The 11,774-nt window shown below is 63.4% G+C and carries 12 protein-coding genes; 8 read left to right on the forward strand and 4 right to left on the reverse strand.

Translation table 11 applies throughout. The features are described from left to right. Positions 1–8: 8 nt before the first annotated feature. The 4 genes from IVB22_RS14120 to IVB22_RS14135 form a co-directional block, all read right to left on the reverse strand. Positions 9–590, reverse strand: a complete 582-nt coding sequence (locus IVB22_RS14120) for a DUF2889 domain-containing protein (RefSeq protein ID WP_247517948.1) — start codon at positions 588–590, stop codon at positions 9–11. Positions 591–619: 29 nt separating this feature from the next. Next, positions 620–1,597, reverse strand: a complete 978-nt coding sequence (locus tag IVB22_RS14125) for an NADPH:quinone oxidoreductase family protein (RefSeq protein WP_247517949.1) — start codon at positions 1,595–1,597, stop codon at positions 620–622. An 82-nt stretch (positions 1,598–1,679) separates the two neighbouring features. After that, the gene (locus IVB22_RS14130) at positions 1,680–2,753 is read right to left on the reverse strand and encodes an LLM class flavin-dependent oxidoreductase (protein ID WP_247517950.1); all 1,074 of its coding nucleotides are present in this window, start codon (positions 2,751–2,753) and stop codon (positions 1,680–1,682) included. Positions 2,754–2,835: 82 nt separating this feature from the next. Next, positions 2,836–3,594 carry a FadR/GntR family transcriptional regulator gene (locus IVB22_RS14135; RefSeq protein ID WP_247517951.1) on the reverse strand — a complete coding sequence of 253 codons (759 nt, stop codon included), beginning with the start codon at positions 3,592–3,594 and terminating at the stop codon, positions 2,836–2,838. A 154-nt stretch (positions 3,595–3,748) separates the two neighbouring features. Here IVB22_RS14135 and IVB22_RS14140 point away from each other — a divergent pair, with 154 nt between their 5' ends. The 8 genes from IVB22_RS14140 (at position 3,749) to IVB22_RS14175 (ending at position 11,692) form a co-directional block, all read left to right on the forward strand. Then, positions 3,749–5,113: an ABC transporter substrate-binding protein gene (locus IVB22_RS14140; RefSeq protein ID WP_247517952.1), complete on the forward strand. Its 1,365-nt coding sequence runs from the start codon at positions 3,749–3,751 to the stop codon at positions 5,111–5,113. After that, a complete protein-coding gene (locus tag IVB22_RS14145) occupies positions 5,110–6,009 on the forward strand; it encodes a carbohydrate ABC transporter permease (RefSeq protein ID WP_247517953.1) in 900 nt (299 codons plus the stop codon). Before IVB22_RS14140 ends, IVB22_RS14145 begins: the two co-directional genes overlap by 4 nt. After that, positions 6,006–6,845 carry a carbohydrate ABC transporter permease gene (locus tag IVB22_RS14150; protein WP_247517954.1) on the forward strand — a complete coding sequence of 280 codons (840 nt, stop codon included), beginning with the start codon at positions 6,006–6,008 and terminating at the stop codon, positions 6,843–6,845. Before IVB22_RS14145 ends, IVB22_RS14150 begins: the two co-directional genes overlap by 4 nt. Positions 6,846–6,850: 5 nt before the next feature. Beyond that, entirely contained in the window at positions 6,851–7,642 is a 792-nt protein-coding gene (locus tag IVB22_RS14155; RefSeq protein WP_247517955.1) for a shikimate dehydrogenase, read from the forward strand. Between the two features lie 140 nt (positions 7,643–7,782). Further along, positions 7,783–8,925 (forward strand): mechanosensitive ion channel family protein, encoded by a 1,143-nt coding sequence (locus tag IVB22_RS14160; RefSeq protein ID WP_247517956.1) that lies wholly within the window; start codon positions 7,783–7,785, stop codon positions 8,923–8,925. Between the two features lie 142 nt (positions 8,926–9,067). Further along, positions 9,068–9,481, forward strand: a complete 414-nt coding sequence (locus tag IVB22_RS14165) for a DUF3830 family protein (RefSeq protein WP_247517957.1) — start codon at positions 9,068–9,070, stop codon at positions 9,479–9,481. A gap of 2 nt (positions 9,482–9,483) precedes the next feature. Further along, complete coding sequence (gene puuE / locus IVB22_RS14170) at positions 9,484–10,422, forward strand: allantoinase PuuE (RefSeq protein WP_247517958.1); 939 nt, start codon at positions 9,484–9,486, stop codon at positions 10,420–10,422. 4 nt (positions 10,423–10,426) lie between these two features. Then, on the forward strand, positions 10,427–11,692 hold the full coding sequence (locus IVB22_RS14175; RefSeq protein WP_247517959.1) for an allantoate amidohydrolase: 1,266 nt from the start codon (positions 10,427–10,429) through the stop codon (positions 11,690–11,692). Positions 11,693–11,774 lie beyond the last annotated feature (82 nt).

Below are 11,774 nucleotides of genomic sequence, written 5' to 3' on the forward strand. Positions count from 1 at the left end.
TCTCGCGTCTAATCCTTCGCGGTCGGCTTGGTCGCGAACTGCGGGAACATCGCGGCGACGATCGGGCCGTCGGTGCGCCAGGAATGGCAGCCGCCGATGAAGAATGGACGTTCGCCGGAGTTCTGCTGGTTCTCCAGCGTGTCCCTGCCTTCCGGCTTCTTGCCGTAGGACATGGTCTGGTACAGCGTGGTCACGGCGGGGCCGAGCAATTCCATCAGATGCGTGCAGGTCTCGAGCCGGCCGATCTTGCGCCGCACCGTTTCGCGCCAGCCGGGGCCGATGCGCTCGCCGATCAGACGTTCAAGGATCGGCTCGACCTCGACGCAGGTCGGGTAGGGCGTCGCGCGCATCATCGCTTCCGCTTCGCGGATGGTCATGCTGTCGTCGATCGCAATGCGCAGGCCGATATCGTGCACGGGATCGCCCGGCTTCAGTTCGCCGCGAAACCGATCGGCGCGCTGGGTGAAGGGCTTTGTGTCGCGCAGCCATGCCTCGACTTCCCAGAGCCCGTCGTCGCGCAGAAAGCCTTCGCATTCGACCGATCGCGTATGCATCAGGCGGCGCGATTTGTTGCTATTTTCCAGAGGCATCAGTTCGTATCCTGCATTGATGCGTCACCTCAGTCGAATTTGACGATCATCTTGCCGAGCGCCGATCGCGACTGCATGGTCTTGAACGCCTCGCGGAAATTCTCGAACGGCACGACCTTGCCGACCACGGGCCGCAATTTGCCCGATGCCAGCCAGTCGAACAATTGCGCCATCAGGCGGGTATGCGTCTCCGGCTCGCGCTTCTGGATCTGGGCGAGATCGACGCCGAGCAGCGCACCGCCCTTGAGCAGCGGCAGGTTGAACGCCAGCGCCGGGATGGTGCCCGAGGCGAAGCCTACGACCAGATGCCGCCCGCGCCAGGCAATCGAGCGAAACGCCTGCAGCGAGACTTCGCCGCCGACGGGGTCGAAAATAACGTCCGGCCCATGCCCGCCGGTGAGTTCCTTGAGCGTGTCCCGCCAATCCGACTTGGTGTAGTCGATGGTGTCATCGGCGCCGAACTGCACCGCGAAGGCGCGCTTCTCCGCCGTCGAGGCGGCGGCGATCACCCGGGCGCCTATCAGTTTGCCGATCTGGACGGCGGCGATGCCGACGCCGCCGGCCGCGCCCAGCACCAGCAATATCTCGCCTTCGCGCAACGACGCACGGGCATCCAACGCGTAAAGCCCGGTCAGATAGTTTGCCTGAAACGATGCGCCGGCCTCGAAGGGAACTTGCGGCGGCAGGTGCTTGAGCGCCGCTGACGATACCGAGATGTATTCAGCCAGCGCGCCGGAACGGGTCATGCCGACCACCGGCATATCAGGCTTGAACGCGGTGACGTCGTCGGCAACGGCGTCGACGATGCCGGCAAACTCCGTACCCGGCACGAACGGCAGCGGATCCTTGGTCTGATAAAGCCCTTGCACCTTCAATCCGTCGACGAAGCCGACCGCCGCGGCGCCGACCTTGACGCGGACTTCGCCTTTGGAAACGCCGGGCGTATCGATCTCCTTGATCGAGATGCCGTCGATCGAATTGTAGCTGTCGACAACCACGGCCTTCATGCGATTTCTTCCATGCGTTTTCTTTTGGGGCTCCAATGCATTACGCCGACATCTTGAGGTGCTTGCAGATTCTTCGGAAGCACTATTCGGCCGCTTCGGCCTGCCGGTCGATCGCAAGCGCCCCTTGCTTGATGAGTGGAATCAAGTCGCGGCCGATTGCCATCGTGTCGTGCGGATTCTCGAAACCGCGCAGCAGGAAGGAATGAATGCCGAGCCGGTAATATTCCAGCACCGCCGCCGCAATCTGCTCCGGCGTTCCGACCAGGCATGACGTATTGCCGGGTGCGCCGGTGGCGCGCGCGATCCCCATCCACAGCCGCTCGTCATGCACGTCGCCGCGCGCGGCGTAGCCGAGCAGGCGTTCGGCGGAACGGTTGGTCGGCTGCGGCGCGGCGCCGGTCTTGCGCTCAACATCCGCCAGCAGGGCGTTGGCCTTGTCCCACGCAGCACCCTCGGTTTCCGCCATGATCGGTCGTAGCGACATGTTGAAGCTGATGCTGCGCCCGAAGGCTGAAGCGCGGCGGCGGAAATCCTGTATCCGTTCCCGTGTCTCCTTGAGCGGCTCGCCGAAGATGGCGAACACGTCGCAGTGCTTCGCGCCCATCTCCAGCGCGCCTTCGGATGAGCCGCCGAAGAACAGCGGCGGGCAGGGCTGCTGAAACGGCTTGATGTCGGAATAGCCGCCCTCGACGCGGTAGAACTCGCCTTGGTGGTTGATCGGGCTGTCGTTGGTCCAGAGCTTCCGCATCACGTCCAGATACTCGCCGGCCCGGCGGTAGCGGTCGTTCTTGGGCAGGAAGTCGCCTTCGCTCGCCTGGTCCGCGTCGCTGGTGCCGGCGATGATATGCAGCGCCATCCGGCCCTGCGTGAGCTGGTCGAAGGTCGCGACCTGCCGCGCGGCGAGTGCCGGCGCCACCGAGCCCGGCCGGTGCGCGATCAGGAACTTGATCCGCTCGGTGTGGTCGGCCGCATAGAGCGCAATCGCAAAACCTTCGGCGGCGGAGGCGTAATATCCAACGAGAACAGAATCATAGTTCCACTGCTCGTGCAGACGGGTGAAGTCGATCACCCATTGGCGCGATATCTGTCCCTTGATGAGGTGAACCGCGACGCCTTCCTGCTGGGTGCCGATCATTCCGATGATTCTTGCGGGCATGGGTGTTTCCTGAGGTCGCTTGACGTTTGCCTGGAATGAAACGCACAACAGCAAGGGAAAGCAAGCGTTTAGGGCTGCTCTGTTAAGCGTCGTGTTCACGGCTGGCATCCGCTGCCGCCATCGCTTCGCCATGCCGGCGTGACAGGGCCGAGATGATATTGCGCTCGGTCAAGTCCATCAGGCGGTGCATCGCGCGCCGCGCGCCATCGGGATTGCGCGCCCATATCTCGTCGAGGATGGCGCGGTGATAGGGCAAGCTCTTGCGCGGCGCACCAGGATTCAGCGTCGAAAGATCGAACGACATCCGAAGCGCCGCTTCGACGGTGGCGCCAAAGGCGACCAGAAAATCATTGCCGGTCGCCGTCAGGATGCCGCGGTGGAAGCGCAGATCAGGCTCGGAATAGGCGCGGCTGTCCATCCCGGCGGCGTCCATCTCGCGATAGGCCCGTTCAATGCGGGCAAGATCGGCATCGGAGCCGCGCTCGGCGCAGATCGCGCAGGCCTCCGGCTCGACGATCCGCCGCACCTGCGTGAGCTGCCGGGCGAACTCTTCCGTGGGACGCAGCGCCCATGCCCACTCCAGAAGCTCCGCATCCAGCATGTTCCAGTTGATCCGCTCGCGCACATGCGTACCGGCCTTCTGCCGCGCCGCGATCAAGCCTTTCGCCTTGAGGACGGACAGCGATTCCCGGATCGAGGTGCGGCTGACGCTAAATTGCGAGGCGAGCTCGATCTCGCGCGGCAGCGTCCAGCCCTCGTGCCATACGCCGGAGACAATGAGCTTGGCGATTTCGCGCGCGACGTGGGTGTTGGATTGGCGGAGTTCGGCGTCCCTGGGCAAATCGTTACCCCTCAAGCCTTGAAATAATATTGTCTGCTTTATTGCGATACGATGTCAATTGATACCACAAAAATAGCGGATTTGAGAGAAGCCTCCTTTTGACAGTACATTTTATGTCGGTCATATTATCGAAAAGCTCGTCAGGGAGGGCGCCATGACCAAGAAGAATTCGGACCATAAATCCGCAGCCGTCAGCCGCCGAACGCTGCTTCAGGCCGGCGCCGCCACAATCGGCGCGGCGGCGTTCCCGATGCCGGGAATCGCGCAAACTAAACCTTTCGCCGGCGTCACCCTGCGCGGGGCATCGTTCCAGCACCGCTTCTTCACCCTGCTGCAGAACTACATCCCGGAATTCGAGGCGCAGACCGGCATGAAGGTCGATCTGCAGCTCTCGGCATTTCCGGTCTACAACCAGCAGGCCAATCTCGAACTGTCGTCGGGCGGCTCGGCGTTCGATCTCGTCAACGTCACTTTCATTCTCGCCTCGCGCTGGGTCGCGGCGGGGCTGCTGGCCAATCTCGATGAGTTCACCGGCGATCCCAATCTGACGCCGGCGGAATGGAAACCGAAGGACTTCGTCGAGGGCGCACAGGTGCCTTATCGCGACGCCAAGGGCGCTACCTACGGCTATTCCTGGGAAGGCGGCGCCATGGTGATGGGCCTCTCCCGTATGGACCTGATGGAGAAGAAGGGGCTGAAGGTTCCAAAGACCTTTGCTGAGTTGCAGGAGGTCTGCGCCGCGATCAACGGCACAGACAATGTCAGCGGCCTCGTCAGCTTCCAGCTTCATCACTGGTGCCTGCCGCCCTACATCCAGGGTTTTGGCGGCAACATCTTCCGCAATCCGCCCGCCGACATCATGCCGGCGCTGAACTCGCCGGAAGCGATTCAGGCGATCGAATTCTACGCGAACCTGTTGAAGAATTACGCGCCGAAGGGCGTGCTGACCTATACCGAGGACCAGGCCCGGCAAGCCCTGCTCACCGGCCGCTCCAACATCTTCATTCATTCCAGCGCGTGGATCACGCCGATCCTGATGTCCGGCGATAGCAAGGTGAAAGACACCTCGCGCGTCGTGCGGATGCCGGCCGGACCGGTGCGCGATTTCCCGGCCGCCAACAGCCAGGGGCTCGGCATTCCCAAAAACGCCAAGAACAAGAAGGCGGCGTGGGAATTCATCAAATGGGCGCTCAGCCCGGAAATCTCGATGCGCCTCGTCAAGGAGCACGGCCATTCCTCGGTCTGCCGCAGATCCGTGATCGAGAGCGAGGAATATCGCAAGCTCAACACGGTCAACGGTCAGGACCTCGGCGCGCTCTATCTCGAGGTGCTGGGTCTGCCGGCCAAGGGCGAGAACTACATGGCCTATCGCACCGTCAAGGAATTCCCGATCGTAGGCGATGTCCTCAACAAGGCGTTCGAGCAGGTGGCGACCGGACAGCTCCCGGCTCAGGCTGCGATGAACGCTGCGCAGGAGCAGGCGATTGCCAATATGCGCCGGGGCGGGACTGCGCTTTGAGTGGAAGAGGACTGGTCGACGCCGAGCGCCGCCGCTTCAATCGCTGGGCGCTGGCGCCGAGCCTGATCGTGTTGTTCATGATCGCGGGCCTGCCCGCGATCTATCTGGTCGTGACCAGCCTGACGCCATTCCAGCTGGTCAATCCCGGCTCGTCGACCGATTTCAGTTCGCCCTTGCGCAACTATCGCCTGCTGCCTGATGATCCGCGCTTCGTCAATTCGCTGTGGGTGCAGGCCAAGCTGTCGTTCTGGGGCGTGCTGTTCCAGGTTCTGCTCGGCATGTTGCTGGCGCTCCTGTTGCACACACAGTCGCGCGTCGTGGAATTCGCCCGCACGTTCTTCCTGATCCCGATGGTGCTGCCGCCGATCGTGGTGGCGATCATCTGGAAGCTGATCTACACGCCCGACATCAGCCCCCTCTATTACGCCGCAGGCCTGCTCAACATCACGATGCCGTCGCTGACCTCCAGCGTCGATTTTGCCCTGACCGCGATCATCATCGCCGACACCTGGGAATGGTTGCCCTTCACCTTCCTGATGGTGCTGGCCGCATTGCAGACCATTCCGGACGAATTTTCCGAAGCGGCGCTGGTCGACGGCGCCAACCGTCTGCAGATCTTTTTCTACATCACGCTGCCCTTCATCACGCCGATCCTGGTGATCTCGGGCATGTTTCGCCTGATCGACAGCGTCAAGGCGTTCCCGCTGGTGTTCCTCTTGACCGGCGGCGGGCCGGGCAGCGTCACCGAGGTGACGAACTATTACGCTTATCTGCTGGCCTTCGATTTCAACGAGATCGGCTATTCCAGTTCGGTCACCATCGTGATGCTGCTGCTGGTCGTTGCGGTCAGCCTCGGCGTGGTGTGGATGGGCCGCCGCCGGGAGGCCATGGCATGAGTGGAAGCTCGAGCGGGCCGATCCGCCGTTCCGCCAGCGTTCGCCGGCTCGTGGCGATCGGCGTGACGCTGATCGTGTTGCTGTCGCCGTTCCTCTGGCTGCTGCAGATGAGCTTCAAGTCCAACGACCTGATCCTGCAGTTTCCGCCTCCACTGATCTTCACGCCGACGCCGCAGAACTACACCTCGCTCTGGCAGGGCGCGTTCCCGGCTTCCTTCGTCAACAGCCTGATGAGCGCCTCGTTCTCCACCGCGCTGGCGCTCATTCTCGGCGTGCCTGCGGCCTACGCGCTGTCGCGATGGGCGGGGCGGGGCAAGCATGCGCTGAGCTTTGCGATCCTGGTAACGCGGATGGCGCCGCCGATCGCGTTCACGATTCCGTTCTTCCTGTTCTATCGCTGGATTGGACTGCTCGACACCGTCACCGGGCTGGTGCTGGTCTACACCAGCTTCAACCTGCCGCTGGTGATCTGGATGATGCAGCCGTTCTTCGAGACGGTGCCGCGATCGCTGGAGGAGGCGGCGCTGGTCGACGGCGCGCCGACCCGCGTTGTCTTTCTCGAAATCGTGCTGCCGATGGTCGCGCCCGGCCTCGCCGCTACCGCGATCCTGTGCTTTCTGTACGCCTGGAACGACTTCTTCTTCGCGCTGATCCTGACGCGGACGAATGCGCGCACCGCGCCCGTTGCCGTGGTCAACTTCATGAATTACGAGGGCTGGGAGTGGGGCAAGATCGCCGCCGGCGGATCGCTGGTCATGGCGCCGGTCCTGATTTTTTCTCTCGCGGTCCGCCGCTATCTGGTGAGCGGGCTGACGGCCGGCGCCGTGAAGGGGTAAGAGCGATGCGGCTTCCGACCGGTGCCTCGCGGTTCGTGTTCATCTTCGCCCACCCCGCCGGACATGTTGGCGCGCCGCGCCATTACACGCCTTACTTTCAAGGCGCAGGGCTCGACTGGCACATGGTGCCGCTCGACATTGCGCCGGAACATTTGTCAGAGACGATCCGCACACTGGCGAAGTCGCCGAATATTGCCGGCTTCAACCTCACCATGCCGCACAAGCCGGCGGCGTTCGAGCTCTGTGACGCCGTCGGGCCGGCCGCCTGTTTCGAAGGCGTGGTCAACACCATCCGGATCGAGTCCGGCGGACGCTTGGTCGGCGAATCCTTCGACGGCGGTGGTTTCCTGAATGCCGCGCGTGAGGCCGATGTCTTCGATCCGGAGCGGCGCTGCGTCGTCATCGGCGCGGGCGGGGCGGGCCGCGCGATCTGCCATGCGCTCGCGTCGGCTGGGCTGAAGCGGCTGCGAATCCTTAACGAGACGCCGGGTCCGGTCGATGCGCTGGCGACGAAACTCCGCAACCATTTCACCGGAATCGACATCAGCTTCGATGAACGGTTCGACGACGCCGGCCTTGTCGTCAACGCGACCTCGCTCGGGCTGCATGCAACGGATGCCCTGCCGATGGATCCCGCGAAGCTGTCGGCCGACTGCGCGGTGTTCGATATCATCGCCGCACGCCGGACCGAGTTCATGCAGGCCTGCGCCGCACGCGGCCTGAAGGTGGTGGATGGCGTGGCGATGATCAAACACCAGCTTCCGCTGCAGACCGCATTCTGGCGCGGCGAGGCGTGAATATGGACTAATGCGGGGAACCCGCGTTCCCAATCGAATCCGGAATGCGCTCAGTGAATTGCTGCGCTGCGTGAGCCACGGGACCCCATCCGCTGCAGCCCGCGTTAGCGGCGGAGCGTGTGCCACGCAGCGGGAATTGCATGGACGATATTCTGTCAAGGTTCGAACAGATATTTGGCTGGGTGCCACAATGGATGGTGGGCCTCGGCCTCGTCGTGGGCGCCATTATCGTTGCGCTGTTCGTGCACGGTATCGCAGCGCGCATCATCAAGCGCGCGGCTGGGACGCGCTGGCCGGTGGTGACCTTGCTTCTGCAAAGGGTCGCCGGGCCCGCGCGGCTGGCGCTTTGTCTGGTGGCCGGGGCGCTGGTGCTGCCGCTGGCGCCATTAAACGACGTGCTTCGGGAACAGCTCCGGCACTTCTTCATCGTCGCCGTCATTGCGCTGATCGGATGGATAACGGTCCGCGCCGTGGATATGGGGGCGGCGCGCTATCTCCAGCGGTTTCGCCTCGATACCGACGAGAACTTTCTCGCCCGCAAGCATGTCACCCAGGTCCGCGTCTTCAAGCGCGTGATCGATATCTTGATCGTCATCATTGCGGTTTCCACCGCCCTGATGACTTTCGAATCCGTCAAGCAGTATGGCGTCAGCCTGTTCGCCTCCGCGGGCGCCGCCGGCCTGATACTCGGCCTTGCTGCCCGGCCGCTGCTCTCAAACCTGATCGCCGGCGTCCAGATCGCGATCACCCAGCCGATCCGAATCGAGGACGCCGTCATCATCGAGAATGAATGGGGCTGGGTCGAGGACATCGCCTCGACCTACGTCGTGGTCCGGCTGTGGGACTGGCGCAGGATGGTGGTCCCGCTGTCCTATTTCATCGAGCGTCCGTTCCAGAACTGGACCCGCGACACCCAGTCGCTGATCGGGGCCATCGCCTTCCATGTCGACTACTGCACCGATGTCTCGCGGATCAGGCAGCGGTTGGAGGAGGCCGTGCGCGAGACCAAATTGTGGGATGGCGCGGTGGTCAATCTCCAGGTGATCGAGGCCAGCCCGCGGGCGATCGAGCTTCGGGCGCTGGTCAGCGCCAGATCCGCGCCGCAATCCTGGGATCTGCGCTGCGAGATCAGGGAAAAGCTGCTCGCCTTCATTCGCGAAGAGATGCCCGAAGCGTTCCCGCGCGAACGCGCCATGGTATCGCCCCCGATCGCCGACTTCGGCGGCGCCTTCGAGCATGGCGATGGGCCGCCCCGGCCGGTCCCGGCGCGAACCCATAATTGAGGTCCTGCAAGGGCAAATTCCCGGCTCCGCTGCTCTCGTTGAATCTGCCCGACAAGGCCGGAATCGGCCTTGCTTCCGGTTGTTCCGGCTGTAATGGATACCGCTGAACCACTTCCTCAAATACATCCAGAAGAAGAGATCGATGAGCCAACTGATTGTCCGTGCCGGTGAATTCACCTTCCAGGCCCGCTTTGAGGAGCAACTGGCGCCGAAGACCGTTGCCGCCTTCCGCAAGGCGATGCCGTTCGAGAGCCAGGCGATCCACGTCCGCTGGAGCGGTGAGGGTGTCTGGATGCCGCTCGGCGATCTCGATTTCGGCGTCTCCTACGAGAACCACACCAGCTATCCCGCGCCCGGCCAGATCATTCTTTATCCGGGCGGCATCAGCGAGACCGAAATCCTGCTCGCCTATGGCGGCGTGCACTTTGCGAGCAAGATGGGCCAGCTCGCCGGCAATCACTTCATCACCCTGACCTCGGGGCTGGAGAACCTGACCGCGTTCGGCAAGACCGTACTGTGGCAGGGCGCGCAGAAGATCCGCTTCGAGGAAATGTAGACGTGGCCGCGCCGACCTACCCGCGCGATTTTCGCGGCTACGGGCGCAACCCGCCCGATCCCAAATGGCCCGGCAACGCGCGGGTCGCGGTCCAGTTCGTTGTGAATTTCGAGGAAGGCGGCGAGAACAATGTTCTCGACGGCGACCGCGCCTCGGAGGCTTTTTTGTCCGACGTGCTGGGCGCGCAGCCCTGGCCCGGCCAGCGCCATGCCAATATCGAATCGATGTTCGAATATGGCTCGCGCGCCGGCTTCTGGCGGCTGTGGCGTATGTTCACCGAACGCAATCTGCCAGCCACCGTGTTTGGCGTCGCCAAGGCGTTGAAGCGAAATCCCGATGTGGTCGCCGCCATGAAGGAGGCCGGCTGGGACATCGCCAGCCATAGCCTCAGATGGATCGAGCACAAGGATATGTCAGAGAGCGAGGAGCGGACGGAGATCGCGGCGGCGATCCGCGTCCACACCGAGGCAACCGGCGCGCGCCCGCTCGGCTGGTACACCGGGCGCACCTCGATCAATACGCTCAGGCTTTTGATGGAAGCCGGCGGTCTGCTTTATCTCTGCGACTCCTACGCCGACGACCTGCCATACTGGATCAAGGCGCGCGGGTCGAAGCCGCATCTGGTCATTCCCTATACGCTCGACGCCAATGACATGCGCTTTGTGAATGCACAGGGTTTTGGCGGCGGCGAGGAATTCTTTACCTATCTCAAGGACAGCTTCGACGTTCTTTACAGGGAAGGCGAAACCGCGCCGAAGATGATGTCGGTCGGCCTGCATTGCCGGGTCGTCGGCCGCCCCGGCCGCGCGGCAGCGCTGATCCGCTTCCTCGACTACATCGGACACCACGAACGCGTCTGGGTGCCGACGCGGCTGGAGATCGCGCAGCACTGGCACGCCAATCTGGCGCATCTGGCCGACAACGCATTCGATATTGGATGAGCCGATGCTCGGCGATGAAATCGTAAGCCGGATCAATCAGCTCGGGACGATTTCCGAGACACCTGAGCATCTGGCGCGGATCTTCCTTTCGCCTGAACATCGCATCGCGGCCGATCTCATCATGTCATGGATGAAGGATGCCGGCATGGCGGCGCATCTCGACGCCATCGGCAATGTCTGCGGCCGCTATGAAGGCGACCGGCCGGGGCTGCCATGCCTGATGCTGGGCTCGCATTACGACACCGTGCGCGACGCCGGCAAATGGGATGGGCCGCTCGGGATCATCACCGCGATTGCCTGTGTCGCCGATCTGAACCGGCGGGGCGTGCGGTTGCCGTTTGCGATCGAAATCGTCGGTTTCGCCGACGAGGAGGGGGTACGATTTTCCTCCACGCTGCTCGGCAGCCGGGCCATCGCCGGAACTTTTGACGAAAGCGTGCTCAACACGCGCGATTCAGCCGGGCTCACCATGCGCGACGCCATGGTGGCATTCGGGCTCGACCCGGCCAAAATCGGCGCGGCTGCGCGCGCCCGCGGCGAACTGCATGCCTATGTCGAGCTGCATATCGAGCAGGGGCCGGTGCTAGAGCAGCAGAACCTGCCCGTTGGCGTGGTCACGGCAATCGCTGGCGCCACGCGGCTGGCGGCGAACCTCTCCGGCATGGCCGGCCATGCTGGCACGGTGCCAATGGCGCTGCGGCGCGATGCGCTGGCGGGCGCCGCCGAATGCATCGTCGCGGTCGAGGCGTTCTGCAAGGCGGATGACGCCGGGCTGGTCGGTACGGTTGGCATCATCAACGCAATGCCGGGCGCCACCAACGTCATTCCGGGGCGGGTATCCTTCACGCTGGACATTCGTGCGCCGGCGGATGCCCACCGCAAGCTTGCGGTGGCGGAGATCGTGGGGTGGATCGAGGCGATTGCGAAACGGCGCGAACTGTCGCTGCAGATCGACGTCACCCACGAAAACCGTACCGTGCCCTGCGCGCCATCGCTGAAAGCGCAGATGGCGGAAGCGGTTGCCGCCGAAGGCTATGGCGTGTTCGAACTGCCGAGCGGGGCGGGGCATGACGGCATGGCGATGATCGACATTGCTGACGTCGCCATGCTGTTCGTGCGCTGCCGCGGCGGCATCAGCCATAACCCGGCCGAGCATGTCGAGATCGCCGATGCCGACGCCGGCGCACGCGTGCTGCTGCGGCTGATCGAGAATTTTCGGCCGGGGAGCCAAACCAGGGAAGCAGGCGGGGGCCAAGATCGAGCAAGATGACAATTCGATGACAGGCCACCGTGCTTTGGCGGAGAGACGAATCAATCCTGTTTGGGTACCAACGCGTGACCTCGAAGATCAG

It is taken from the genome of Bradyrhizobium sp. 190 (genome assembly GCF_023073415.1).
Lineage (GTDB): Bacteria > Pseudomonadota > Alphaproteobacteria > Rhizobiales > Xanthobacteraceae > Bradyrhizobium.